Here is a 25970-nt window from a genome sequence, read left to right on the forward strand (position 1 = left end):
TGCGGTCAGTCGCGCACGTAGGCCGGCGCGGCCTCGGCGTGCGCGTCACCGACGCGGTGCACCCGGAGGTCGTTCGTCGACCCCTCGATGCCGGGAGGCGAACCGGCCGTCACGATGACGCGGTCGCCGGGCGCGGCGAGGCCGTTCTCGAGGAGGACGTCGTCCACCTGCGAGAAGAGCTCGTCGGTGTGGGTCTTCCGCTCCACCAGGAAGGAGCGGACACCCCAGGTGAGCGCCATGCGGCGACGGGTCGCCTCGTTCGGGGTGAACGCGATGATCGGCAGACCGTGGCGCAGGCGCGACATGCGTCGGGCGGAGTCGCCGGACTCGGTGAACACGCAGAGGTACGACGCCTCGGTGAACTCCGCGATCTCGACCGCGGCGAGCGTGATCGCACCGCCGAGGGTGCGGGGCTTCGTGCCGAGCGGCGCGATGCGCTCGAGGCCGTGGTCCTCGGTGGACTCGACGATGCGGGCCATCGTGCGGACCGTCTGCACCGGGTACTCACCGACGCTCGTCTCGCCGGAGAGCATGACCGCGTCCGCCCCGTCGAGGACGGCGTTCGCCACGTCGGACGTCTCGGCGCGGGTCGGGATCGGCGACGAGATCATCGACTCGAGCATCTGGGTCGCGACGATGACCGGCTTCGCCATGCGGCGGGACAGCTCGACGGCGCGCTTCTGCACGATCGGGACGGCCTCGAGCGGGAGCTCGACGCCGAGGTCACCACGGGCGACCATGATGCTGTCGAAGGCGTCGATGATCTCCTCGAGCGCGTCGACGGCCTGCGGCTTCTCGACCTTGGCGATCACCGGGAGGCGCTTGCCCTCCTCGTCCATGATCTCGTGGGCGCGGTCGACGTCGGCGGCGTTCCGCACGAACGACAGCGCGATGAGGTCGGCACCCTGGCGGATCGCCCAGCGGAGGTCCGCCTCGTCCTTCTCGCTCAGCGCGGGGACGTTGACGGCGACGCCGGGCAGGTTGATGCCCTTGTTGTTCGACACGGTGCCGCCGACGACGACCTCGGTGCGGACGCGCACGCCGTCGGTGTCGAGCACCCGGAGCCGGACGCGGCCGTCGTCGATGAGCAGCGGGTCGCCGGGCTTGACGTCCTGCGGGAGGCCCTTGAACGTCGTGCCGCAGATCTCCTTCGAGCCGGGCACGTCCTCGGTCGTGATGGTGAAGACGTCGCCCACCGCGAGCTCGTGGGGACCGTCGGCGAACTTCGCGAGGCGGATCTTCGGACCCTGCAGGTCGACGAGGATCGCGACGGGCTTGCCGAGCTCCTCGGCGGCACGACGGACGTTGTCGTAGTTGGCCTCGTGGACGCTGTAGTCACCGTGGCTGAGGTTGAGTCGGGCGACGTCGACGCCCGCCTCGATGATCTCCTTGACGGTCTCGTACTCCGACGTTGCCGGTCCGAGCGTCGAAACGATCTTTGCGCGTCTCAATGGATTCCTTCGTGGTTTCGGATGGTGCTTGGGTTTCCGCGCTGTGGGGCCGCGCGGAACGAAGCGAGGCCACCAGCACCCTATCGAGTGCTGGTGGCCTGTCGCTCACGGGACGGTGAGCATCTGGTGCGCCGTCACGGTCAGACCGAGATCGCCCGGTCGGTCGCCTTGACGGGTGCGGGGAGGATCGTCGACCCCTCGAGGTACTCGTCGACCTTCGCCGCGGCGGCACGCCCCTCGGCGATCGCCCACACGATGAGGGACTGGCCGCGGCCGGCGTCGCCGGCGACGAACACGCCGGGCTCGTTGGTCGTGTAGTCCGCCTGCCGCGAGACCGCACCGGAGACCGTGGTCGGCAGCCCGAGCTGCGGCTCGAGCGTGTCCGTCTCGGGGCCGGTGAAGCCCATCGCGATGAGGACGAGGTCCGCGGGGATCTCGCGCTCGGTGCCGGCCTTCGGGACGCGGCGACCGTCGAGGTACTCGGTCTCCGCCACGCGGAGCGCCCGGACCTCGCCGGCCTCGTTCGCGAGGAACTCGACCGTCGACGCCAGGAAGTGCCGCTCGCCGCCCTCCTCGTGCGCGCTCGTGACCTCGAACACGGTCGGGAACATCGGCCACGGCTGCTCGGACGGACGCTCCAGCGGCGGCTGCTTGCCGATCGCCAGGTTCGTCACGCTGAGCGCGCCCTGCCGGTGCGCGGTACCGATGCAGTCCGCGCCGGTGTCGCCGCCGCCGATCACGATGACGTGCTTGCCCTCGGCGGTCAGCTGGTTGTCGACCTTCGTGCCGGCGTTCGCCTTGTTCTGCTGGACGAGGTAGTCCATCGCGAAGTGCACGCCCTCGAGGTCGCGCCCCGGGATCGGCAGGTCGCGCGGCACGGTGGCGCCGGTCGCGACGACGACGGCGTCGTAGCGGGACTTCAGGTCGTCCCAGGTGATGTCCCGGCCGATCTCGACGCCCGCACGGAAGCGGGTGCCCTCCGCCTGCATCTGGGCGAGCCGCGCGTCGATCTGGCGCTTCTCCATCTTGAAGTCCGGGATGCCGTAGCGGAGCAGGCCGCCGATGCGGTCGTCGCGCTCGTACACGGCGACGGTGTGCCCGGCCCGGGTCAGCTGCTGCGCGGCGGCGAGGCCGGCGGGGCCGGACCCGACGACGGCGACGGTCTTGCCGGTGAGGCGCTCCGGCGGGTGCGGGGTGACCCAGCCGTTCTTGTACGCCTCGTCGATGATCGAGACCTCGACCTGCTTGATGGTCACCGGCGGCTGGTTGATGCCGAGCACGCAGGACGCCTCGCACGGGGCGGGGCAGAGCTTGCCCGTGAACTCCGGGAAGTTGTTCGTGGCGTGCAGCCGCTCGATCGCCTGGCGGCCCTCGCCGCGCCACGTCAGGTCGTTCCACTCCGGGATCAGGTTGCCGAGCGGGCAGCCCTGGTGGCAGAACGGCACGCCGCAGTCCATGCAGCGACCGGCCTGCCGCTTGAGCGCGCCGGACTCCTGCTGCTCGTAGACCTCTTTCCAGTCCATGAGCCGCACGGGGACGGGTCGACGGGGCGGGAGCTCGCGCTCCTGCACCTTCAGGAAGCCCTTGGGGTCAGCCACGGGTCACCTCCGGGGTGTGGGTACGGGTCGTGGTGGTCGCTGCCGGTTCCGGCCGTGCGTGACGCTCAGCCACCGGTCACCTCGAGGATGCGGTTCCAGACGACGTCGCCGTCGGGGTCGAGGCCTTCGTCGACGGCCCGCTTGCGGGTCTCGAGCACCGCGGCGTAGTCGCGCGGCAGCACCTTGACGAAGTCGCTCAGGTCGCCGGACTCGAGCAGCTCGCTCGCCAGCGACGACCCCGTCTCGGCGGCGTGCCGGGCGAGCAGGTCGGTGACGATCTCGACGTCGGCGCTGTCGAGCGGTCCGAGCCGCAGCTCACCCGTCGCCAGCGCGTCGGTGTTGACGTGCTCCTCGCGCAGCCCCCGGACGTACGCGGTGCCACCGGACATGCCGGCACCGAGGTTCCGCCCGGTCTCACCGAGGATGAGCGCGAGTCCGCCGGTCATGTACTCGAGCGCGTGGTCGCCCACGCCCTCGACGACGGCGGTGGCACCGGAGTTGCGCACCAGGAACCGCTCGCCCACGATCCCGCGGATGAACATGCTGCCCTGGGTCGCCCCGTAGCCGATGACGTTGCCGGCGATCACGTTCTCCGCCGGGTCGAACCCGGATCCGGCGTCCGGCCGCACGATGACCTCGCCGCCGGACAGCCCCTTGCCGACGTAGTCGTTGCTGTCGCCGACGAGCCGCAGCGTGATGCCCGCCGGCAGGAACGCGCCGAGCGACTGCCCGGCAGACCCGCGCAGGGTGATGTCGATCGACCCGGCCGGCAGCCCGTTCTCGCCGTGGCGCAGGGTCACCTCGTGCCCGAGCATCGTGCCCACGGCGCGTTCGGTGTTCCGGATCGGCAGGTCGAGCGCGATCGACCCACCGTGCTCGAGCACGTCTGACGTCTGCTGGATGAGCTGCACGTCGAAGTGCTCGTCGAGCTCGTGGTCCTGGTCGCGCAGGTGTCGACGGGGTTCGTCGGCCTCGAAGCGCGGGCCCTTGAGGACCGGTCCGAGGTCGAGGCCCGACGCCTTCCAGTGCTCGACGGCGCGGTCGACGTCGAGGGCGTCCGCCTTGCCGATCGCCTCGTCGAGGCTGCGGAAGCCGAGCTCGGCGAGGAGCTCGCGGACCTCCTGGGCGATGAACTCGAAGAAGTTGACGACGAACTCGGGCTTGCCGGAGAAGCGCTTGCGGAGCTCGGGGTTCTGCGTGGCGACGCCCACCGGGCAGGTGTCGAGGTGGCAGACCCGCATCAGGATGCAGCCCTCGACCACGAGCGGCGCGGTCGCGAAGCCGTACTCCTCGGCACCGAGCAGCGCCGCCACCACGACGTCGCGCCCGGTCTTCATCTGGCCGTCGACCTGCACGACCACACGGTCGCGCATGCCGTTCAGCATCAGGGTCTGCTGGGTCTCGGCGAGACCGATCTCCCAGGGGGTGCCCGCGTGCTTCAGCGAGTTGAGCGGCGACGCGCCCGTCCCGCCGTCGTGCCCGGAGACGAGCACCACGTCGGCGAGGGCCTTCGTCACCCCGGCGGCCACGGCCCCGATGCCCGACTGGCTCACGAGCTTCACGTGCACGCGAGCGGACGGGTTCGCCCGCTTCACGTCGAAGATGAGCTGCTTGAGGTCCTCGATCGAGTAGATGTCGTGGTGCGGCGGCGGCGAGATGAGGCCGACGCCGGCGGTCGCGTGCCGGGTGCGCGCGACCCACGGGTAGACCTTCGTCGGCGGCAGCTGGCCGCCCTCGCCGGGCTTGGCACCCTGGGCCATCTTCAGCTGGATGTCCGTCGCGTGCGTCAGGTACATGCTCGTGACGCCGAAGCGCCCCGAGGCGACCTGCTTGATGGCGCTGCGGCGCTCCGGGTCGAGCAGCCGGTCGACGTCCTCGCCGCCTTCACCGGTGTTCGAGCGCCCGCCGAGACGGTTCATGGCGATCGCGAGCGTCTCGTGCGCTTCCTTCGAGATCGACCCGTAGGACATCGCGCCGGTGTTGAACCGCTTCACGATGGACTCGATCGGCTCGACCTCGTCGAGCGGGACCGGCTTGCGGCCGCCCTGGTCGAACCGGAACAGCCCGCGGAGCGTCATGAGCTGCTCCGACTGGTCGTCGACGGCCTTCGAGTACTCGCGGAAGATGTCGTACCGACGGGAACGTGTCGCGTGCTGCAGCCGGAAGACGGTGTCCGGGTTGAACAGGTGCGGCGGTCCCTCGCGGCGCCACTGGTACTCGCCGCCGGTCTGCAGGCGCTCGTGCGAGAGCACTGCGCCGTCCTGCGGGTACGCCTGGGCGTGCCGCTCGGCGTTCTCCTTGGCGATGACCTCGATGCCGACCCCGCCGAGGATGGACGACGTGCCGGTGAAGTAGCGGTCGACGAACTCCTGGCTGAGTCCGACCGCTTCGAACGCCTGGGCGCCGGCGTAGCTGGACACCGTCGAGATGCCCATCTTCGACATGATCTTGAGGACGCCCTTGCCGAGGGCCTTGATCACGTTCTTGACGGCCTGCTCCGGCGTGATGCCGGTGATCATGCCCTGCCGCACGAGGATCTCGCACGTCTCCATGGCGAGGTACGGGTTGATCGCCGACGCGCCGTAGCCGATGAGGGTCGCCACGTGGTGGACCTCGCGCACGTCGCCTGCCTCGACGATCAGGCCGACCTTCATGCGCTGCTCGGTGCGGATCAGGTGGTGGTGCACCGCGGCGAGCAGCAGGAGGCTCGGTACGGGCGCCTGCTCGGCGTTGCCGTCGCGGTCGGACAGCACGATGAACTGCTTGCCGGACTCGATCGCGGCGTCGACCTCGTCGCAGACGGCGGCGATCCGCTTCTGCATCGCCTTCTTGCCGGCGTCGACGCGGTACAGCCCCTTGATCGTGACCGTCAGGTGGCGGCCGGAGGCGGTCTCGAAGTGCTGGATCTTCGCGAGCTCGTCGTTGTCGATGACCGGGAAGTCCAGCGTGATCTGGCGCGCGTGCTCCGGTCCGGCGGTGAGGAGGTTGCGCTCCGGCCCGAGCCCCATGCCCATCGAGGTGATGACCTGCTCGCGGATGGAGTCCAGCGGCGGGTTCGTGACCTGGGCGAACTGCTGCGTGAAGTAGTCGAACAGGAGCCGCGGACGCTGCGACAGCACCGCGATCGGCGTGTCCGACCCCATGGCCCCGAGCGGCTCCGCGCCGGTCTGCGCCATCGGGCGGAGCAGGATGCGGACCTCTTCCTCGGTGTACCCGAACGCACGCTGGCGGCGCGTGACGGAGGCCGGGGTGTGCACGATGTGCTCGCGGTCGGGCAGGTCGCCGAGGTTGATGCGGCCCTGCTCGAGCCACTCGCCCCACGGACCGGCGGTGGCGAGCTCGCGCTTGACCTCGTCGTCCTCGATGATCCGGCCGGCCTCGGTGTCGACGAGGAACATGCGCCCGGGCCGGAGGCGACCCTTTCGCACGACCTTGCCCGGCGGCACGTCGATGACGCCGGTCTCGGAGCCCATCACGATGAGGCCGTCGTCGGTGACGAGGAACCGCCCCGGACGCAGACCGTTGCGGTCGAGCGTGGCACCGACCACCGAACCGTCGGTGAACGTGATCGCGGCGGGGCCGTCCCACGGCTCCATGAGCATCGAGTGGTACTCGTAGAACGCCCGGAGCTCCGGGTCCATGCCGACCTGGTTCTCCCAGGCCTCCGGGACCATCATCGAGACCGCGTGCGGCAGGGACCGCCCGGTCAGCGTGAGGAGCTCGAGGACCTCGTCGAAGGAGGCGGAGTCGCTCGCACCGGGGCTGACGATCGGCAGCAACGGTGCCATGTCGCCGAGCAGCTCGCTCTGCAGCTGCGACTGGCGTGCACGCATCCAGTTGCGGTTGCCGCGCACGGTGTTGATCTCGCCGTTGTGCGCCAGCGTGCGGAACGGCTGCGCGAGGGGCCACGACGGGAAGGTGTTCGTCGAGTAGCGGGAGTGCACGATCGCCAGCTTCGACGCGAAGCGCTCGTCGCTGAGGTCCGGGTAGAACGGCTCGAGCTGGAGCGTCGTGACCATGCCCTTGTAGACCATGGTCCGGCTCGACAGCGACATGAAGTAGGCCTCGGTGTCGTGCTCGGCACGCTTGCGGAGGCGGAAGGCCTGCCGGTCGAGGGCGATGCCGCTCCAGGACGCACCGTGCACGTCGTGGCGGATCGAGGCCACGAACAGCTGCTCGAACGCCGGCATCGCCGCGCGTGCGAGCGTGCCGAGGACCTCCGGGCGGACCGGGACCTCACGCCACCCGAGGACGCGCAGGCCCTCTTCGCGCGCGAGTCGTTCGACGGCTCCCTTGACGGCGTGCCGGTCGTCCTCGTCGACGGGCAGGTAGGCCGTGCCGACCGCGTACTCCCCCGCCGCCGGCAGGTCGAAGGCGACCTCGGAGCGGAAGAACTCGTCGGGCACCTGGCACAGGATGCCGGCACCGTCGCCCGTGCCCGCGTCGGAACCCACGGCACCGCGGTGCTCGAGGTTGCGCAGCGCGCCGAGGGCGGCGTCCACGATGTCGTGGCCCGCCGTGCCGCGGAGCGTCGCGACCATGGCGAGGCCGCAGGCGTCCTTCTCGTTCGCCGGGTCGTACGCGCCGACGGCGTCGGGGACCGCGGAGAACCGCCGGTGCGGCGGCACGAGGGCTGCGGACTGGGGTGGCTGGAGCGCCATGGGGAACCGTCCTCACGAGGAAGTGGAACAGGGACAGCGGTGGCCCGGTGGTGCGTTCCGCCCGAGCGGGCGGGACTGGTGCCCGTGCCCGTCGTCAGTGCGTTGCGCCGACGCTGGGACTGGTGTCGGACTCGCTTGTGGCGGGTCCGGAGGGGTGCTGCTGATGGCGAGCGTGACCGACCCGGGAGCGGTCACGCAGGAGGGGTGGTCCTACGCGCGACCGGTCGTCGTGGCGGGAGCCTGATCGGCTTCGATCTCCGCCGCCGGAGCGTCGTCATCGTCGTCCGACCAGGTGTCGTCCGAGTCTACATCGGACTTCGAGCCGGGCTCGCGACCGGGCAGGTACGGGCTCGGCTCCTTGCCGACGTGGCGACGCGACTGCACCAGGAAGATGACGATGCCGAGGATGATCGCGGCGAAGGCCACCCACACGTTGGTGCGGATGCCGAAGAAGGTCTCGCTGGTGTCGACACGGATCGACTCGAGGACCGAGCGGCCGGTGCCGTACCAGACCAGGTAGAGCGCCATCACCTTGCCCCACTGGAGCCGGAACTTCCGGTCGAGCAGGAGGATCACGACGACGCCCACGACGTTCCAGATGATCTCGTACAGGAAGGTCGGGTGGAACAGCGTGCCCTCGGGGAGGCCCTTCGGGAACGCGGCGTTCGACGACTCGATCTGCAGACCCCACGGCAGGCTGGTCGGCATGCCGAAGAGCTCGTGGTTGAAGTAGTTGCCGAGGCGGCCGAAGGCCTGGGCGAGCAGCACGCCCGGCGCGACCGCGTCGATGAACGCGCTGAAGCGCAGGCCGACCTGTCGGCAGCCGATCCACGCACCGACCGATCCCAGGATCAGGGCGCCGAAGATGGCGAGTCCGCCTTCCCAGATGTAGAGGAAGGACAGCGGGTCGCGGCCCGGCCCGAAGTAGTCGCTGACGTGGGTGAACACGTGGAACAGCCGGCCGCCGATGATGCCGGCGGGCACCGCCCAGATCGCGATGTCGATGATGATCCAGCGTTCGACCCCGCGTGCGTTCAGGCGGCGGTTGGCCAGGACGACGGCGGCGACGATCCCGAGGAGGATGCAGATCGCGTAGGCGTGGATCCGGAAGTCGAGCGGCAGCGACCAGCCGAACACGTCACGCAGCCAGGCCGTGAGGTCGAAGTACTGCCAGGCGGTGCTCGGGCTCGGGATGCTCAGGAGGGGCATGGAGGTGCTGTCGCCTTTCGGTGCTGGCTGGGCGTGCCGACGTGTCGCCGGACCCGCTCACTGTAGCGCGGGACGTGGCCCGGTCAGGAACCGGGGGCCCGCTCCTGTGGAAACTGTGACGCTCGCACGCACGCACAAGCGCCCCCACGCACGCACGCGCCCGCTGGCACGCTGCCACACGTGCACGCGCACGCGCCTGCACGCACGCACCGTCGGACGGGAGGCGCGGTGGAGGTGACCGACCTCGGCCACCCGCACCGTGCCTCCTGGCTCGGTCCGCGTCAGCGGCGCTGTGCGCCCGTCGTGAGGTCCGCGGCCCGGTCGGCCACGCCCTGGACCCCGAGGTCCGCCAGCGCCCGCACGAACGCCGACCCGACGATCGCGCCGTCGGCGTACTCGAGGACCTCGCCCACCTGCTCGGCGGTCGAGATGCCGAGGCCGACGCACGTGCGCTCGACACCGGCGTCCCGGAGGCGGGACACCACGGTCCGCGCGGCGACGTCCACACCGACGCGGGCACCGGTGACGCCCATGGTCGACACGGCGTAGACGAAGCCGCGGCTGGTCTCGACGGCCTGCCGCATGCGGGTGTCGGTCGACGACGGCGCCGCGAGGAAGACGCGGTCCAGGCCGGTGCGCTCCGAGGCGCCGATCCACTCGGCGCCCTCGTCGGGCACCAGGTCGGGTGTGATGAGCCCGGCGGCACCGGCGGCGACGAGGTCGTCCGCGAAGCGGTCCACCCCGTACCGGAGGACCGGGTTCCAGTACGTCATGACCAGCACGGGCACGTCGGCCCGCTCGGTGATCTGGTGCACCGCGTCGAAGACCTGCGCGACCCGGAAGCCGTTCGCCAGGCTCTCCTCTGCTGCGCGCTGGATGACGGGGCCGTCCATGACGGGGTCGGAGTACGGCAACCCGAGCTCGATGACGTCCACGCCGTTCTCGGCGAGGGCGACGGCGGCGTCGACGCTGGTCTGCAGGTCCGGGTAGCCGGCGGGCAGGTACCCGACGACGGCCCCGGCTCGCTCGGCGTTGGCGGTGTCGATCGTCTCGGCGACGGACCGGCCGCGCTCGGTCGTGGGGGCGCTCACAGCTGCACCGCGTCCTCGTCGAGGATGCCGAAGTAGCGGCTGGCGGACGCCACGTCCTTGTCGCCACGGCCGGACAGGGAGACCAGGATGACGCCGTCCGGGCCGAGCTCCTGGCCGAGCTTGATGGCGCCGGCGAGGGCGTGCGACGACTCGATCGCCGGCAGGATCCCCTCGGTGCGGCTCAGGAGCCGGAACGCCTCCATCGCCTCGGAGTCCGTGATCGGCTGGTACTTCGCCCGACCGATGGAGGCCAGGTACGCGTGCTCCGGTCCGACGCTCGGGTAGTCGAGCCCGGCCGAGATGCTGTGGCTCTCGATCGTCTGACCGTCCTCGTCCTGCATGAGGTACGACTTGGTGCCCTGCAGCACGCCTTCGCGGCCGAGCGTGATGCTCGCGGCGTGACGACCGGTCTCGACCCCCTCGCCGCCGGCCTCGAACCCGTGCAGCGCGACGGACTCGTCGTCGAGGAACGCCTCGAAGATCCCCATCGCGTTGGACCCGCCGCCGACGCAGGCCGCGACCGCGTCCGGGAGCCGGCCGACCTTGTCGAGGACCTGTTGCCGGGCCTCTTCCCCGATGACCTTGTGGAACTCACGGACCATCTCGGGGAACGGGTGCGGACCCGCGACCGTGCCGAGCAGGTAGTGCGTCGAGTCGACGTTGGCGACCCAGTCGCGCAGCGCGTCGTTGATCGCGTCCTTCAGCGTGCGCGACCCGGTCTCGACCGGGATCACCTCGGCGCCGAGCAGACGCATGCGCGCCACGTTCAGGGCCTGGCGCTCGGTGTCGACCGCGCCCATGTAGACGACGCAGTCCATGCCGAACAGGGCCGCCGCCGTCGCGGTGGCGACGCCGTGCTGTCCGGCACCGGTCTCTGCGATGAGGCGGGTCTTGCCGAGCCGCCGGGCGACGAGCGCCTGGCCGAGCACGTTGTTGATCTTGTGCGAACCGGTGTGGTTGAGGTCCTCGCGCTTGAGGATGATGCGGGCGCCGCCGGCGTGCTTGGCGAAGCGGGGTGCCTCGCTGATGATCGAGGGACGCCCGGTGTAGTCGCGCTGGAGGGTGTCGAGTTCCTCGCGGAAGGCCGGGTCGGCCCAGGCCTCGCGGAAGGCCGCCTCGAGTTCGTCGAGGGCCAGGACGAGCGACTCGGGGACGAAGCGTCCGCCGAAGTCGCCGAAGTACGGCCCGTGCAGGTCGCGGAGTGAGGTCACGTTGGGTCTCCCGGGACGAGCCCGGCGGACCGGGCTGGGATGGGCTCGACGGAGCGGGCCCGGATGGACGTCGTCAGGCGCCGTCGGCGGCTGCGATGAACGACGCGAGCGTGGCGGCGGGGTCGTCGCCCGTCACGAGCGCCTCCCCCACCAGGACGACGTCGGCACCCGCGGAGCGGTAGTGCGCGACGTCGGCAGGACCGGCGACGGCGGACTCGGCGACACGGACGACCCCGTCGGGGATGCGGTCGGCGAGCGAACCGAAGAGGTCACGGTCGAGCGAGAAGTCGGTCAGGTCGCGGGCGTTGACCCCGAGGATCCGCGCGCCGGCGTCGAGACCGCGGGCGACCTCGTCGCCGGAGTGCGCCTCGACCAGGACCCGCATCCCGAGTTCCTCGGCCAGGGTGTGGAGCTCGACCAGCCGCTGCTGCTCGAGCGCCGCCACGATGAGGAGGACGACGTCCGCGCCGGACGCCCGCGCCTCGATCACCTGGTACGGGTCGGCGATGAAGTCCTTGCGCAGCACGGGGACGCCGACACGGGCCTTCACGGCCTCGAGGTCCGCCAGGCTGCCGAGGAACTTGCGTCCCTCGGTGAGCACGCTGATCGTCGACGCACCGCCGCGCTCGTAGTCGGCGGCGAGGGACGCCGGGTCCTCGATCGCGGCCATCGACCCGCGGGACGGGCTGGCGCGCTTGACCTCGGCGAGGATCTTCACGCGGTCGCCGGGGGCGAGGAACGCGAGGGCGTCGAGCGGGGACGCCACCCGGTCGAGGTCGCGTTCGACGTCCGCCCAGGGACGGTCGACACGACGGGCGGCGGCGTCCTCGAGCGCGCCCGCGACGAGGGTCTCGAGCACGTTCGGCATGCCGGACCTACTCGGCGTGGTGCTTGGGGACGAACTTCGGACCGTCGACGCCGTAGCCGGCCTTCTTCATGACCCCACCGACGATGAGGCCGATGAGCACGACACCGGCGGAGGCCCAGACGCCCCACGGCTGGTCGAACCAGAAGAACAGCGTGCCGGCCGCGAATCCGATCAACATGATCACGACGGCGGTCCAGGCTGCCGGCGAGTGGCCTTCGCCGAGTTCTGCGGGCTCAGTGTTGCTCACGGTGCTCCTCGTTCTGTTCCGACGCCGTCGTTCGACCGGCGCCTGTCGTCGATCCTACCGGTTCCGGCGGACTGCGATCCCGAGCCGGACGCCGGGTCGCCCGCCTCGGCGAGGTCCGTCGGGTCGACACCGGCACTGAGGTCGTCCCAGTCGACGACCGCGTCGCGCTCGACGAGGGCGGCAGCCCGCGCCTGTGCAGCGGCACCGGCGGTGGCGGCGCCGTACTTCCGGCTGGGTCCGGGCCAGGAGCGCTGCACGACCAGGACGACGACGCCGAGCAACACCGCGAGCACACCGCCGGCGATGCCGACGACGGGCCACGCCGAGACGTCCACGGTGTCGACGACCTTCCGGACCGCCCCGAGGTCGCTGACGCCGGCGACCTCACCCACGGCCCCCTTGGCCGCCGCGACCGGGTCGGCGAGGGCCGTGATGCCCGACACGACGACGCCGAGGCCGAGGAGGACCTCGACGCACGCGAGCACGACCCGGACGACGCGACCGGCGATGGTCATTGCCAGGAAGAGCGCCAGGCTCGCGATGGCCAACGCGGTGTACTGCGGCACGACGGCGGCACCGTCGGCGGCGACCCGGTTGGTGACCGCTGCGCCCGCCTGCAGGTGCACGGTGAACCAGGTCTGCGTCCACGCGAGCATGATGACGCCCGCGACCGCGAGACCCGCGACGACCACGAGCGGCCGGGACCGCCGGGCCCTCACGCCCGTACCTCGCGCATCGTGTTCGCCGTGGCGACGGCCCGGAGCGGGGCGGCGGCCTTGTTGACGGCCTCCACGTGCTCGGTCTCCGGGTCGGAGTCCGCGACGAGGCCGGCGCCGGCCTGCACACGGGCGACCCCGTCCTTGATGAGGGCCGTCCGGATGGCGATCGCGAGGTCGGCGTCACCGGCGAAGTCGAAGTACCCGACCACCCCGGCGTACGCCCCGCGCTTGGCGGGTTCGAGCTCGTCGATGATCTCGAGTGCGCGTGGCTTCGGCGCACCGGACAGCGTCCCCGCGGGGAAGGTGGCGCGGAAGACGTCGATCGCCGAGGCCTCCGGTCGCACCGCGCCCTCGACGCTCGAAACCAGGTGCATGATGTGGCTGAAGCGCTCGACGGTCATGAACTCCGTCACGGCGACGGTCCCCGGCTCGCACACCTTCTGCAGGTCGTTGCGGGCGAGGTCGACGAGCATGAGGTGCTCGGCGCGCTCCTTCGGGTCCTCCAGCAGGTCCTCGCCGAAGCGGACGTCCTCCTCCGGGGTGGCCCCGCGCGGGCGCGACCCGGCGATGGGGTGCGTGATGGCCCGGCCGGCCTGCACCTTCACCAGTGCCTCGGGCGAGGCGCCGACGATCCAGAAGCGCTCGTCAGCGGTGTCCGCGAGCGACAGGAAGTACATGTACGGGCTCGGGTTCAGCGTCCGCAGCACCCGGTAGACGTCGAGCGGGTCGGCGGTCACCTCGTGGTCGAAGCGCTGCGAGATCACGACCTGGAACACGTCGCCGTCGCGGATGAAGTCCTTCGACCGCTCGACCGCGGCCATGTAGTCGGCCGGCGACGACCGGTGCGTCGGGGTGGGCTCCGCGATGTCGAACGCCTCGGCGACGGTCGCGACGCTCGGGACGACGAGGTCGGCCTGCATCCGGTCCAGCCGTGCCTGCGCGTCGGCCCACAGGACGTCGGCGTCGTCCGTGCCGTCGTTGAGCACGCTCGCGACGAGCAGCACCAGGCCGGTGCGGTGGTCGAGGGCGGCGAGCTCGGACACGAACGCGAGCGACTGCCCCGGCACGTCGAAGTCCGCGGCGGGCACGTTCGGCAGGTGCTCGAGCTGGCGGACGGCCTCCCAGCCGATGAAGCCGACGGTGCCGCCGACGAGCGGCGGGGTGCCCGGGATGCGCGGGGTGGCCCAGCGCTCGTGCAACCGCGCGAGGACCTCGAGCGGCTCGCCGTCCAGCGAGTCGACGGCGCGGGACGCCGGGATGCCGGTGTCGATCCAGGCCGCCCGGTCGCCGTCCTGGGTGAGCACGCCGAAGCTGCGGACGCCGACGAAGGACCAGCGCGACCAGAGGCCGCCCTGCCCCGCCGACTCGAGCAGGAACGAGCCGGGCCGGCCGTCGGCGAGCTTGCGGTAGACGCCGACCGGCGTCTCGCTGTCGGCGAAGAGGGCACGCACCACCGGCACGACGCGGTGGTCGTCGAGCAGGCCGTCGAACTCCGGCCGGGAGGTCGTGTGCGGCTGGTCGGAGAGCGTCGCGGTGGTCATCGGGTCGCCTCCACTGCCCCGCTCGCCGGAGCAGACGCGGTCGCCTCCGCCGGCGCGGACGCCGTCACCGGGTCGAGCGGGTCGACGTCGAAGCACCGGTGCGCGCCGGTGTGGCAGGCCGCGCCCACCTGGTGCACCGTGACGAGCAACGTGTCCGCGTCGCAGTCGAGCGCCGCCCCGCGCACGTACTGCGCGTGACCGGAGGTGTCGCCCTTGCGCCAGTACTCGTTGCGGGACCGGGACCAGAAGGTCACACGCCCCTCGGTCAGGGTGCGGCGGAGGGCTTCCCGGTCCATGTAGCCGAGCATGAGGACGTCCTTCGACGATTCCTCCTGCACGACGGCGGGGAGCAGCCCGTCCGCACCGAACCGCGCGCGGTCGAGGACCGCGTCCGTGCTGGTGCTGGTGCTGTCGGTCATGAGGCTCCTAGCCTACGGCGTGTGGTCGGCCCGGGACGGCCGGGAGGCGCGGTGTACGCCCGCCACACGGCCGGAACCCGCGGTGCACGCCCGCTCCGCGACCGGGAGGCGCGGCGGGCGCCCGCCCCGCGGCCGCCGCGACGAGGCGTTCGCCTCAGCGGACCGGGTGCCCGGCCGCGCGCAGCGCGGCCTTGACGTCGCCGATGGTCATCTCGCCCCGGTGGAACACGCTGGCGGCGAGGACCGCGTCGGCACCCGATTCGACGGCCGGGGCGAAGTGCTCGAGCCGACCCGCGCCTCCCGAGGCGATGACCGGCACCGAGGAGACCGCGCGCACGGCGGCCACGAGCTCGAGGTCGAACCCGTTCTTCGTGCCGTCCGCGTCGATGGAGTTGACCAGCAGCTCCCCCGCGCCGCGCTGCACGGCCTCGCGCGCCCATGCGACGGCGTCGAGGTCGGACTCGGTGCGGCCGCCGTGGGTGGTGACGACGAAGCCGGACGGCATCCGGTCCGAACGCTTGACGTCGAGCGACAGCACGACCGCCTGCGCGCCGAACCGGTCCGCGATCTCACCGACGAGGTCCGGACGGGCGATCGCCGCGCTGTTCACGCCGATCTTGTCCGCACCGCACTGCTGCAGGCGCGAGACGTCGTCGACGCTCCGGACGCCGCCACCGACGGTGAGCGGGATGAACACCTGCTCCGCCGTGCGGGTGACGGTCTCGTACATCGTCGCGCGGTTCTCGACGGTGGCACCGACGTCGAGGAACGTGAGCTCGTCCGCGCCCTGCTCGTAGTACCGGGCGGCGAGCTCGACCGGGTCGCCGGCGTCCTGCAGGTCGAGGAAGTTGACGCCCTTGACGACCCGGCCGCCCTGCACGTCGAGGCAGGGGACGACCCGGACGGAGACGCCCCCGGCGACCCCCGCTGCGCCGCTCACAGGCGGGCGGCGTGGATCGGGCTGACGAGGATCGCGCGGGCGCCGAGGTCGTACAGCGCGTCCATGATGAGGTTCGCGTCGTCGCGCGGGATCATCACGCGGACCGCCGACCAGTCGCGGCCGTGCAGCGGCGAGACCGTCGGCGACTCGATCCCCGACGCGATCGCGGTGGCCTGCTCGAGCAGGTCGGTCGGGATGTCGTAGTCCAGCATCACGTAGCCGCGGGCGACGAGCACGCCCTGCAGTCGGCGGCGGAGGACGTCGATACCCGGGATCGACTCGTCCGTGGACACCAGGAGCGCGGTCGACTCGAGGATGACCGGCCCGAAGATCTCGAGCCCCGCCTGGCGCAGCGTGCTGCCGGTGGAGACCACGTCCGCGACGGCGTCGGCGACACCGAGGCGCACGGCGCTCTCGACGGCGCCGTCGAGCTTCACGAGGGTCGCGGTCACGCCGTGCTTCGCGAGGAAGTCGCCGACGAGGCCGGGGTAGCTCGTCGCCACGCGGACGCCGTCGAGGTCCTGCAGCGACGAGAACCGACCGGGGGTGCCGGCGAACCGGAACGTCGAGTCGGCGAAGCCGAGGGCGTCGACCTCGTGCGCGGCCGACCCGGAGTCGAGCAGGAGGTCGCGGCCGGTGATGCCGACGTCGAGCGCGCCGGAACCGACGTACGTGGCGATGTCGCGCGGGCGGAGGAAGAAGAACTCGACCCCGTTGCGCTCGTCGACGAGGTGGAGCGCCTTCGGGTCACGGCGACCGGCGTACCCGGCCTCCTTGAGCATCTCGGAGGCGGTCTCGGAGAGCGAGCCCTTGTTGGGCACGGCGATGCGGAGCATCAGGTGGTCTGCTTTCTGTGGGAGGAGTCCGGGTCGGTCGGGCCGGCGCGGGACGCGCCGTCCTACAGATGTCGCCAGACGTCCGCCGGGGTCAGGCCCTTCGCGATCATCAGGACCTGCAGGTGGTACACGAGCTGCGAGATCTCCTCGGAGGTGCGCTCGTCACCCTCGTACTCGGCCGCCATCCAGACCTCGGCCGCCTCTTCCACGATCTTCTTGCCGATCTGGTGCACGCCGGCGTCCAGTTCGGCGACGGTGCCGGAACCCTCGGGGCGGGTGCGCGCCTTCTCGGTGAGCTCCTGGAACAGGTCGTCGAACGTCTTCACGCCGACCAGGCTACCGTCCTGCGCGGACTCCGCCGACGCACCGTCCGGACGGGAGGCGCGGCTCGTCCCCGCCCCGCCGGTCACGACCGCGTCGCCGCCGCAGCAGCCGCGCGCAGGTCCGCGATCCGCGATGCCGGCTCGCCGCCGTACACGGCCGACCCCGCGACGAGCGTGTCCGCGCCGCTGCGGACCGCCTCGGGCACGGTGTCCACCGCGATGCCGCCGTCGACCTCGAGCCAGACGTCGAGCCCGGACGCGTCCACGGCGGCACGCGCGTCGGCGAGCTTCGGCATCACCGAGGACATGAACGCCTGGCCGCCGAAGCCCGGCTCGACCGTCATCAGCAGGATCATGTCGTAGGCGTCGAGGTGGTGCAGCACCTGCGTGATCGGGGTGCCGGGCTTCACCGCGACGGCGGCGCGCGCCCCGTTCGAGCGGATCGCCGCGGCGGTGGCGACCGGGTCGTCCGCCGCCTCGAAGTGGAAGGTGACGCTCGACGCACCGGTCTCGGCGTACTTCGGCGCCTGGGTGTCGGCGTCCGTGACCATGAGGTGCACGTCCAGCGGCACCGGCGAGACCTCCTGCAGGCGCTGCACGATCGGCAGGCCCAGGGTGAGGTTCGGCACGAAGTGGTTGTCCATCACGTCGACGTGCACCATGTCGGCCGTCTCGATGCGGTGCAGTTCGCGCTCGAGGTTCGCGAAGTCGGCGGACAGGATGCTCGGCGAGATGCGGATCGTCACCGCGCAAGCCTACCGACGCTGCCTGGGCCGTCCGACGCGGCCCGGGCGACGCGGGAACGGAGGTCAGGCGACGCGGCGGAACAGCGCGATGAACATCGCGTCCGTCCCGATCCGGTGCGGCCACAGCTGCACCGTGTCGCCGTCGGGCACCTGCGGGTCACGTGCCGCCACGGACCGGACGACCCCGGCCGTGTCGAGCTGCTCGAGCACCCCGCCGTGCCGCGCGATGAGCGCGTCGACCTGTCCGCGCGTCTCGGCCAGGTGCGGCGAGCACGTCACGTACGCGAGCGTCCCGCCCGGCGCGAGCACGCGGACCGCCGCGTCGAGCAGCTCGGACTGCAGCGCCGCGAGTTCGGGGACGTCCTCGGGCTGCTTGCGCCAGCGGGCCTCCGGCCGCCGGCGGAGCGCGCCGAGCCCGGTGCAGGGCGCGTCGAGCAGGATCCGGTCGAAGGTGACGCCCGCGCCGTCGCGCCCGAAGCGGCGGCCGTCGCCCTCGACGACGGTCACGCCGTCGGCGAAGCCCGCGAGGGCCTTCCGCACGAGACCGGCGCGCGCGGGCACGAGCTCGTTCGCGACGAGGGTGGCTCCGGCCTCGGCTGCCTCGGCCGCGAGGAGCGCGGCCTTGCCACCGGGGCCGGCGCACAGGTCGAGCCAGCGCTCCCCCGGCCGGACCGTGGACGACCGGCTGAGTGCCAGGGCGGCGAGCTGCGACCCCTCGTCCTGCACCCGGAGCCGGCCGGCGGTGACGCCCGGCACCCGTGCCGGGTCGCCGGTGGTGCCGCGGATGCCGACGGGCGAGACCGGCAGGTCCGCCTCGAGGTCGGTGGGACGGACGGGAGGCGCGGTGTCCGTGTCCGCGTCGGCTGCGGCCGCGTGGTCGCGGTCGTCCTCGTCGCCGGCGATGGTGTGGGCCGTGGCGGCCGCCACGTCCTCCGCCGTGGCGAGACCGGGCAGCGCCGCGAGCTGCACGCGCGGTGCGACGTTGTCCGCGGCGAGGAGGGCCGGGAGCTCGTCGCGGGACCGCTCCGCCGCGAGGGCGTCCCGGAGCGCGGAGACGACCCACACCGGGTGCGACCAGCGTGCCGCGAGCAGGGCGTCGCCGCCGCGGCCCTCGGTGATGAGCGCGTCCCACTCGTCGTCGGTGCGGGCACCGACCTTCCGGAGCACCGCGTTGACGAAGCCGGTGGCACGGTGGGCGCCGACCTCGCGGGCGAGTTCGACGGTCGCCGACACCGCGGCGTGGACGGGGGTGCGCATGCCGAGCAGCTGGTGAGCCCCGAGTCGCAGCACGTCGAGCACGTCCGACTCGACGTTCTCGATCCGCCGACCGGAGGCGAGGGCGACGATCGCGTCGTAGCGACCGAGCATCCGGATCGTGCCGTAGGTGAGCTCGGTGGCGAAGGCGGCGTCGCGCCCGGACAGGCCTGCGCGGCGGATCCGCGTCGGCAGGAGGAGGTTCGCGTAGGCGTCGTCGACCTGGACGGCGCGGAGCACGTCGAAGGCGACGCGGCGGGCACTCGTCTGCCGGGGTCCGTGGCGCCGTCGGCTGCTGTTCGTGCTGCTCATGCGAGGACCTTCCCGTCCAGCGTGCCGAGGCCGCGGGCCCAGGCGGCGGCGTCCATCGGCTTCTTGCCGGCGGGCTGCACCTCGGTGAGCACCAGCGGTTCGTCCGCGGTGCCGACGAGCAGCCGACCGCCCTGGACGGCCAACGCACCGGGGGCGAGCGACGGGACGGGGTCCACCGCGCCTCCCGGCAGCCTGCTGCTGCGGAGCAGCTTGACGCGGGTCTCGCCGAGGTGGGCGTAGGCCCCGGGCTCGGGGGTGACGCCGCGCAGGTGGGCGTGCACCGCGGCGGCCGGCGCGGCGAAGTCGACGCGCCCGTCCTCGATGGTGGTCTTCGGGGCGGAGGTGGGTTCGCCGACCTGCTCGGTGGCGACCGCGGTGCCGGCGGCGATGCCGTCCACGACGCGGACCACGGTGTCGGCGCCGGTCTCGGCCATCGCGGCGAGGACCTCGCCCGCTGTCGCCTCGGGGTCGATCGCGAAGGGGTCGCTGGCGTACACCGGTCCGGCGTCGAGCGCCTCGACGAGCTGGAAGACCGTCGCGGCCGTCCGGGTGTCGCCGGCCATCACGGCACGCTGCACCGGGGCCGCACCGCGGTAGGCCGGCAGGTCCGAGAAGTGCAGGTTCACCCAGCCGAGCCGGGGGGCGTCGAGGGCGGGGCGGCGGAGCAACGCGCCGTACGCGACGATCACGCCGAGGTCGACGCCGAGCGACGCGATGCGTGCGGTGACCTCGTCGTCGACGCGGGCGACCTCGATCACGGGGAGCCCGAGCTCCGCGGCGGCCTGCGCGACCGGGGTCGGGGTGAGGACGCGCTTCCGGCCCTGCGGCGTGGCCGGGCGGGTGAGCACCGCGACGATCTCGTGGTCGGACGCCGCCAGCCGGCGGAGGGTGGGGACGGCCGCAGCGGGGCTGCCGGCGACGACGAGACGCATGGGTTCGATCCTCCCACGAGTGCGGAGGCACCCGGCGCTGGGTCCGGGAGCAGGGGCGTCGGCGCGGGGCTGCGTCCCCCGGGCGGCGCGGAGGAGCAAGCTGGATCCGCGGAGCACTCCGCAGCCACCACCACGCCGCCACAGCACAGGAGATCCCCATGAGCGACGTCACCACCGCCACCAACCGCTACGCCGGGTCCTCGATCCAGAAGGTCGCCCTCGTCGTCGGGGTCGTCTTCCTGCTCGTCGGGATCGCCGGCTTCGTCCCGGGACTCACGACCGGGGACCTCGCCGGGGCCGGGCACGGCTCGATGGCGATGCTGCTCGGTCTGTTCCAGGTGTCGGTGCTCCACAACATCGTGCACCTGCTGTTCGGCGTCGTCGGCCTCCTCGCCGCGAACCGGGCGACGGGCTCCCGCATGTACCTCGTCATCGGCGGGGTCGTGTACTTCGTGCTCTGGATCTACGGCCTCTTCACCGCCGGGCACAGCTTCGGCGCCAACTTCGTGCCGCTCAACTGGGCGGACAACTGGCTGCACCTGGTGCTCGCGGTCGGGATGGTCGCGCTCGGCATCGTGTTCCCGCGCATGCGGCAGCGCCCGGTCGGCGCCTGACCCGTCACCGCACGACCGCATCGGCCGCGGCGCCGCCTTCGCAGGCGGTGCCGCGACGCCGGTGCGACCAGCTCAGGCCACCGCGTCCCGTGCGGACCGGAACGCCTCGACGCACCGCCGCACCTGCTCCTCGGTGTGCGCAGCCGAGAGCTGCACGCGGATGCGCGCCCTGCCCTTCGGCACCACGGGGTAGCTGAAGGCCGTCACGTAGACCCCGCGCTCCTGCATCGCGTCGGCCATCCGAGCGGTCAGGGCGGCGTCGTGGAACATCACGGGGACGATCGGGTGCTCGCCCGGCAGCAGCTCGAAGCCGGCGTCTGTCATCAGGGAGCGGAAGAGCGCCGCGTTCCGCCGGAGCCGCGCCCGTGCGTCGTCCGAACGCTCGATCAGGTCGAGCGCCGCGACGGTGCCGGCGGCGATCACCGGCGCGAGCGAGTTCGAGAACAGGTACGGACGCGACCGCTGCCGGAGCAGGTCGACGATCTCCCGGCGGCTCGACACGTACCCGCCGCTCGCACCGCCGAGTGCCTTGCCGAACGTCCCGGTGTACACGTCGACCCGGTCCGCGACGCCGCACAGTTCCGGTGTCCCCCGGCCGTGTTCACCGACGAACCCGACCGCGTGCGAGTCGTCCACGATGACGAGTGCGTCGTACCGGTCGGCGAGGTCGCAGATCTCGGCGAGCGGCGCGATCGACCCGTCCATCGAGAAGACCCCGTCGGTGACCACCGCGCGGAACCGGGCGCCCTGGGCGGCGACGAGCTGCGCCTCCAGGTCGGCGACGTCGCGGTTCCGGTACCGGTACCGCTGCGCCTTCGAGAGCCGCACCCCGTCGATGATCGACGCGTGGTTCAGCTCGTCGGAGATGATCGCGTCCTCGGCGCCGAGGAGGACCTCGAAGAGTCCGCCGTTCGCGTCGAAGCAGGACGAGTACAGGATCGTCGCCTCGGTGCCGAGGAAGCGCGACACCCGGCGCTCGAGGTCGAGGTGCAGGTCCTGCGTGCCGCAGATGAAGCGCACGCTCGCCATGCCGTAACCCCACCGGTCGAGGGCGTCCTTCGCCGCGTCGACGAGATCGGGCGAGTCGGCGAGGCCGAGGTAGTTGTTCGCGCAGAAGTTGAGCAGGTCGGCACCGTCTGCCTCGATCGCGGCGCGCTGCGGACCGGCGATGCCACGTTCCCGCTTCGTCAGGCCCGCCGCTTCGATGCCGACGAGCTCCGCCGTCAGGTGGTCCTTGATCGCGCCGTACATCAGATCTCCGTCCAGTCGATGACGACCTTGCCGCCGTCTGCACTCGCCGCTGCGGCGAACGCCCGTTCCCAGTCCCGCGCGGCGAAGCACGCCGACACGATCGAGCCGATCCGGTCGCGCAGCAGCTCGCTCGTCTGCAGCATCGAGCTCATCGTCTGCCACGTCTCGAACATCTCGCGGCCGTAGATGCCCTTCACCGTGAGCATGTGCGTCACCACCGTGCCCCAGTCCACCGCGATCGGGCCGCTCGGCAACCCGAGCATCGCGATCCGCCCGCCGTGGTTCATGTTCGCCACCATCGACGGCAGGGCGGTCGGGGCGCCGGACATCTCGAAGCCGACGTCGAACCCCTCGCGCATGCCGAGCCGGGCCTGCGCCGCGTGCACCGCCGCGGAGCCGGCTCCGGCGTCCCCGCTGACGTCGACCCCGAGGTCCGCACCCATCGCCTCGGCCATGCGCAGGCGGTTCGGGCTCACGTCGGTACCGACGACGAAGCGCGCTCCCGCGTGCCGGGCGACCGCGACCGCCATCAGGCCGATCGGACCGCACCCGGTGACGAGGACGTCCTCGCCGACGACCGGGAAGGCCAGCGCCGTGTGCACCGCGTTGCCGAGCGGGTCGAACAGCGCACCGACGTCCGGGTCGACGTCCGTGTGGTGCACCCACACGTTCGTGCCGGGCAGGGTCAGGTACTCGGCGAAGGCGCCGTCGCGCTGCACGCCGAGTCCCGTCGTCCGGATGCACATCTGCCGCCGACCGGCCCGGCAGTTCCGGCAGGTGCCGCACACGATGTGCCCCTCACCGGACACCCGGTCCCCCACCACGACGTCGTGGACGGCCGCGCCGACCTCGACGACCTCGCCGAAGAACTCGTGGCCGGGGACGAGCGGGGCGGTGACCGCCGAGGCGGCCCAGTCGTCCCACCGCCGGATGTGGAGGTCGGTCCCGCAGATCCCGGTGCGGACCACCCGGATGAGGACCTCGTCCTCGGTGGGGACCGGCACCGGCCGCTCCGTCATGACCAGTCCCGGAGCAGCGTCCGGCTTGTACAGCGCCCTCATCGGCGTCATCCGCGTCACCTCGTCGTGCGTGATGTGTGTCCGTGACGGTTCGTGGCCGCCGCCGTCCACCTTCCCACATCGTGGGCGCGCGGACCGTGCACGTCACGTGCACGCGTGGCGGCCGGCAGGCGCGGCGCTGGTCCGCCCCGCGGCCTCCCGCGGGCGGGGGCTCGCGGGAGCACGCGCTGGAACGACACGGCCGACGTCGTACGACGACGGCGATGTCGCTCGTTGCGGACGCGCACTCCCGCGCACGCGCAGGAACGACACGGCCGACGTCGTACGACGACGACGGTGTCGCTCGTTGCGGACGCGCACTCTCGCGCACGCGCAGGAACGACACGGTCGCCGTCGTACGACAACGACGATGTCGCACGTTGCGGACGCGCACTCCCGCGCACGCGCAGGAACGACACGGCCGACGTCGCACGACAACGACGACGTCGCTCGTTGCGGACGCGCACTCCCCGCACGCGCACGCGCTGGAACGACACGGCCGAAGTCGTACGACAACGGTGACGCCGCTCGTTGCGGACGCGCACAACCGCGCACGCGCAGGAACGACACGGTCGCCGTCGTACGACGACGGCGATGTCGTTCCGGGTCGGCGCGGCGGGACCTCGGCGCAGCGGGACCTCGGCGCGGCGGGACGTCGGCGCGGACCGCCACGCAACGCCGCACCGCCCGCACGCCCCGCGCTCAGACCTCGCTGAACGGCTCCGCGTCGTCGAGCCGCACCCGGAGCGCCGGCGCCGCCCGACGCCGGTTGCCGCCGGGGAGCACCCGCCGCGTCGACGAGCGCCGGATCACCTCGGCCTTCAGGGCCGCCGCGACCTCGGCCCCGTGCGCGTACGGGAACCGCACGATCGCGCGGACCGTCCCCGGCAACGCGTCGCCCTCGACCGGGACCGGTCCGAGCACGGGGCCGGCCGTCGCGCCCTCGAGGGCCTCGACCGCCGCCGTCACGGCCTCGTCCGTCCCGGTGAGCGTCGCCACCCGGACCGCCGGCGGGAAGTGCAGCTCCCGCCGGTCGGCGAGTTCGTCGTGCGCGGGGCCGTCGAGCCGCCAGAGCGCCATCGCCGTCGCGAGCTTCCCGCCGATCCCGACGAGGTACGTCTCGGCACCCGGCGCGCCCTTCGCGGCGGCGTTCGTCCAGAACCGCAGGACGTCCTCCTGCACGCGAAGCCCCTCGCGGGCCAGCATGCGCTCCCCGTCCAGCAGGAGCACGCACGCGTACCCGCCGGGCACGCTCGGCTCGGCACCGCGCGTCGCGACCACGACGGACGGTCGCGCGGGGACCTCGTCGAGGGGCCGGGAGCCGTCGGCCACCACGATCCGGGTGCCGGGGAACGCCCGTCCGAGCTCGTCCGCGGTGCGCTGCGCTCCCTGCCCCACGGGCTTCACGGTGCCGTTGCCGCACGTCGGGCAGCGGAAGCCGACCGCGAGGGCTCCGCAGAAACGGCACTGCGGGGTCGCGCCGCGGTGCGGGCTGCCGAGCGGACCGCCGCAGATCCGACAGTGCGCCCGTTCCCCGCACTCGGCGCACACGAGGCCGGTACCGAATCCGGGGCTCGCGACCTGGACGAGCACGGGGCCCTGCTGACTGGCCTCGCGGGCGGCGCGCCAGGCGGAGCTCGGGATCCGCGCCTGCGCGGCGTAGCCCTCGGCCCCGGTCTGCTGGATCGTGGGGATCACCTTGGGCGTCCTGGCCCGGTACGGGGTGACCTCCTGCAGCCAGTGGAGCTCGACGAGACGCTGCACGTCGGTGCTCCGTGCATGCGAGACGAACAGCAGCGCGGCACCGGACTGGGCGGCACGGACGAGGGCGACGTCGCGGGTGTGCACGTACGGCGCGCGGGGTTCGATGAACGATGCGTCGCCGTCGTCCCACATCGCGACGAGTCCGAGCTCCGTCGCCGGCGCGTACACGGCCGTCCGGTTGCCGATCGCGACGACCGCGTGGGTGCGCGCCTGCAGCAGGGCCTTCGCACGCTGGCCGTTCGTCTGCTTCGCGTCGAACCGGACGACGCGCTCCGGCGGCAGGACGGCGAGCAGTGCCCGTTCGAGGTCCGTGACGTCCCGGAAGTCGGGGACGGCGACGACGGCGGACTGCTCGGCCGCCACGGCGTGGGCGGCCGCCTGCGCGAGCGTCGCGGCCCATCCGGGGACCCAGACCGGTGCCTCCGCGTCACCCAGCGCGACGGGGTGGGGGACGGCGGACACCGCAGCCCGACCGTGCTCGGCGACCAGCGCCTCCAGGACGCCCTCGGCGTAGCCCGTGACGGTCGGCGCGGTGACCGGAGGCGGCGACCAGGAGGTGTCGCGGGCGAGCCACGCCTTCTCGGCGCGGACCTGCCGGGTCGGCACCGCGAGCCGGAGCACGTCGGACGCGACACCGGCGGCGCGGTCGGCGACGGCCCGGGCGAGTCGCCAGATCTCCGGGGCGAGCACGGGCACCGGCGAGACGAGGGTCTCGACGGCGCTGAGTTCACCCGGGTAGTCGCCCTCGTCGACGATCTCGACGACGTAGGCGTCGGCCATCCGCGCCCCGGTCCGGAGCGGGACCTTCACCCGGACCCCGGGCACGCAGTCGTCCTCGAGCCCGTCCGGCACCCGGTAGTCGAACAGACGGTCCAACTGCGGGAGCGGCGAGTCGAGGACGACGCGCGCGACGGTGGTCACGCGG

21 protein-coding genes are annotated in these 25970 nt (G+C 72.4%); 1 reads left to right on the forward strand and 20 read right to left on the reverse strand.

Going from position 1 to position 25970, the window contains the following annotated elements; translation table 11 throughout:
* Window positions 1–5: 5 nt before the first annotated feature.
* The 17 genes from pyk to AAEP86_RS13560 all read right to left on the reverse strand — a co-directional run bounded on the left by pyk (window position 6) and on the right by AAEP86_RS13560 (window position 20358).
* The gene (pyk, locus tag AAEP86_RS13480; RefSeq protein ID WP_420367832.1) at window positions 6–1451 is read right to left on the reverse strand and encodes a pyruvate kinase; all 1446 of its coding nucleotides are present in this window, start codon (window positions 1449–1451) and stop codon (window positions 6–8) included.
* Window positions 1452–1591: 140 nt separating this feature from the next.
* Window positions 1592–3049, reverse strand: coding sequence for a glutamate synthase subunit beta (locus tag AAEP86_RS13485; RefSeq protein ID WP_420367833.1), 1458 nt, complete (start codon window positions 3047–3049; stop codon window positions 1592–1594).
* A 65-nt stretch (window positions 3050–3114) separates the two neighbouring features.
* Window positions 3115–7710, reverse strand: coding sequence for a glutamate synthase large subunit (gene gltB / locus AAEP86_RS13490; RefSeq protein WP_420367834.1), 4596 nt, complete (start codon window positions 7708–7710; stop codon window positions 3115–3117).
* Window positions 7711–7920: 210 nt separating this feature from the next.
* Entirely contained in the window at window positions 7921–8919 is a 999-nt protein-coding gene (gene lgt, locus AAEP86_RS13495) for a prolipoprotein diacylglyceryl transferase (RefSeq protein WP_420367835.1), read from the reverse strand.
* A gap of 281 nt (window positions 8920–9200) precedes the next feature.
* Window positions 9201–10010 (reverse strand): tryptophan synthase subunit alpha, encoded by an 810-nt coding sequence (gene trpA, locus AAEP86_RS13500; protein ID WP_420367836.1) that lies wholly within the window; start codon window positions 10008–10010, stop codon window positions 9201–9203.
* Window positions 10007–11221, reverse strand: a complete 1215-nt coding sequence (gene trpB, locus AAEP86_RS13505; RefSeq protein ID WP_420367837.1) for a tryptophan synthase subunit beta — start codon at window positions 11219–11221, stop codon at window positions 10007–10009. Before trpB ends, trpA begins: the two co-directional genes overlap by 4 nt.
* Before the next feature lie 73 nt (window positions 11222–11294).
* Window positions 11295–12080, reverse strand: a complete 786-nt coding sequence (trpC, locus tag AAEP86_RS13510; protein WP_420370491.1) for an indole-3-glycerol phosphate synthase TrpC — start codon at window positions 12078–12080, stop codon at window positions 11295–11297.
* A 16-nt stretch (window positions 12081–12096) separates the two neighbouring features.
* Window positions 12097–12336: an HGxxPAAW family protein gene (locus tag AAEP86_RS13515; RefSeq protein ID WP_022906930.1), complete on the reverse strand. Its 240-nt coding sequence runs from the start codon at window positions 12334–12336 to the stop codon at window positions 12097–12099.
* Window positions 12333–13055, reverse strand: a complete 723-nt coding sequence (locus AAEP86_RS13520; RefSeq protein WP_420367838.1) for a Trp biosynthesis-associated membrane protein — start codon at window positions 13053–13055, stop codon at window positions 12333–12335. The genes AAEP86_RS13515 and AAEP86_RS13520 overlap by 4 nt, the downstream gene beginning before the upstream one ends.
* A complete protein-coding gene (locus tag AAEP86_RS13525) occupies window positions 13052–14596 on the reverse strand; it encodes an anthranilate synthase component I (protein ID WP_420367839.1) in 1545 nt (514 codons plus the stop codon). The genes AAEP86_RS13520 and AAEP86_RS13525 overlap by 4 nt, the downstream gene beginning before the upstream one ends.
* Window positions 14593–15015, reverse strand: a complete 423-nt coding sequence (gene hisI, locus AAEP86_RS13530; protein WP_420367840.1) for a phosphoribosyl-AMP cyclohydrolase — start codon at window positions 15013–15015, stop codon at window positions 14593–14595. The genes AAEP86_RS13525 and hisI overlap by 4 nt, the downstream gene beginning before the upstream one ends.
* A gap of 154 nt (window positions 15016–15169) precedes the next feature.
* Entirely contained in the window at window positions 15170–15955 is a 786-nt protein-coding gene (gene hisF, locus AAEP86_RS13535; protein ID WP_420367841.1) for an imidazole glycerol phosphate synthase subunit HisF, read from the reverse strand.
* Window positions 15952–16791 (reverse strand): ATP phosphoribosyltransferase, encoded by an 840-nt coding sequence (gene hisG / locus AAEP86_RS13540; RefSeq protein ID WP_420367842.1) that lies wholly within the window; start codon window positions 16789–16791, stop codon window positions 15952–15954. Before hisG ends, hisF begins: the two co-directional genes overlap by 4 nt.
* 62 nt (window positions 16792–16853) lie before the next feature.
* Window positions 16854–17117 (reverse strand): phosphoribosyl-ATP diphosphatase, encoded by a 264-nt coding sequence (locus AAEP86_RS13545; RefSeq protein WP_079238914.1) that lies wholly within the window; start codon window positions 17115–17117, stop codon window positions 16854–16856.
* 80 nt (window positions 17118–17197) lie between these two features.
* Window positions 17198–17860, reverse strand: a complete 663-nt coding sequence (gene rpe, locus AAEP86_RS13550; protein ID WP_420367843.1) for a ribulose-phosphate 3-epimerase — start codon at window positions 17858–17860, stop codon at window positions 17198–17200.
* 63 nt (window positions 17861–17923) lie between these two features.
* Window positions 17924–19426 carry an RsmB/NOP family class I SAM-dependent RNA methyltransferase gene (locus AAEP86_RS13555; RefSeq protein ID WP_420367844.1) on the reverse strand — a complete coding sequence of 501 codons (1503 nt, stop codon included), beginning with the start codon at window positions 19424–19426 and terminating at the stop codon, window positions 17924–17926.
* Window positions 19423–20358, reverse strand: coding sequence for a methionyl-tRNA formyltransferase (locus tag AAEP86_RS13560; protein ID WP_420367845.1), 936 nt, complete (start codon window positions 20356–20358; stop codon window positions 19423–19425). Before AAEP86_RS13560 ends, AAEP86_RS13555 begins: the two co-directional genes overlap by 4 nt.
* A gap of 158 nt (window positions 20359–20516) precedes the next feature.
* Between AAEP86_RS13560 and AAEP86_RS13565 the strand changes: the two genes are divergently transcribed.
* The gene (locus tag AAEP86_RS13565) at window positions 20517–20972 is read left to right on the forward strand and encodes a DUF4383 domain-containing protein (RefSeq protein ID WP_420367846.1); all 456 of its coding nucleotides are present in this window, start codon (window positions 20517–20519) and stop codon (window positions 20970–20972) included.
* A 72-nt stretch (window positions 20973–21044) separates the two neighbouring features.
* On the opposite strand, the gene AAEP86_RS13570 is transcribed toward AAEP86_RS13565, so the two are convergent.
* The 3 genes from AAEP86_RS13570 to AAEP86_RS13580 form a co-directional block, all read right to left on the reverse strand.
* Window positions 21045–22223 carry a glycine C-acetyltransferase gene (locus tag AAEP86_RS13570; protein WP_420367847.1) on the reverse strand — a complete coding sequence of 393 codons (1179 nt, stop codon included), beginning with the start codon at window positions 22221–22223 and terminating at the stop codon, window positions 21045–21047.
* Window positions 22223–23284, reverse strand: a complete 1062-nt coding sequence (gene tdh, locus AAEP86_RS13575; protein WP_420370492.1) for an L-threonine 3-dehydrogenase — start codon at window positions 23282–23284, stop codon at window positions 22223–22225. Before tdh ends, AAEP86_RS13570 begins: the two co-directional genes overlap by 1 nt.
* 699 nt (window positions 23285–23983) lie before the next feature.
* Window positions 23984–25966, reverse strand: a complete 1983-nt coding sequence (locus tag AAEP86_RS13580) for a primosomal protein N' (RefSeq protein WP_420367848.1) — start codon at window positions 25964–25966, stop codon at window positions 23984–23986.
* Window positions 25967–25970: the final 4 nt, after the last annotated feature.

This window comes from Curtobacterium sp. L1-20 (genome assembly GCF_048755855.1).
GTDB lineage: Bacteria > Actinomycetota > Actinomycetes > Actinomycetales > Microbacteriaceae > Curtobacterium.

Bases quoted from the DNA above. Each gene is read 5' to 3' on its own strand.
- lgt (WP_420367835.1), bottom strand. From the start codon at position 8,919: ATGCCCCTCCTGAGCATCCCGAGCCCGAGCACCGCCTGGCAGTACTTC.
- AAEP86_RS13555 (WP_420367844.1), bottom strand. From the start codon at position 19,426: ATGAGCAGCACGAACAGCAGCCGACGGCGCCACGGACCCCGGCAGACG.
- AAEP86_RS13565 (WP_420367846.1), top strand. From the start codon at position 20,517: ATGAGCGACGTCACCACCGCCACCAACCGCTACGCCGGGTCCTCGATC.
- AAEP86_RS13560 (WP_420367845.1), bottom strand. From the start codon at position 20,358: ATGCGTCTCGTCGTCGCCGGCAGCCCCGCTGCGGCCGTCCCCACCCTC.
- AAEP86_RS13525 (WP_420367839.1), bottom strand. From the start codon at position 14,596: ATGACCACCGCGACGCTCTCCGACCAGCCGCACACGACCTCCCGGCCG.
- hisI (WP_420367840.1), bottom strand. From the start codon at position 15,015: ATGACCGACAGCACCAGCACCAGCACGGACGCGGTCCTCGACCGCGCG.
- AAEP86_RS13570 (WP_420367847.1), bottom strand. From the start codon at position 22,223: ATGTACGGCGCGATCAAGGACCACCTGACGGCGGAGCTCGTCGGCATC.
- gltB (WP_420367834.1), bottom strand. From the start codon at position 7,710: ATGGCGCTCCAGCCACCCCAGTCCGCAGCCCTCGTGCCGCCGCACCGG.
- hisG (WP_420367842.1), bottom strand. From the start codon at position 16,791: ATGCTCCGCATCGCCGTGCCCAACAAGGGCTCGCTCTCCGAGACCGCC.
- tdh (WP_420370492.1), bottom strand. From the start codon at position 23,284: ATGAGGGCGCTGTACAAGCCGGACGCTGCTCCGGGACTGGTCATGACG.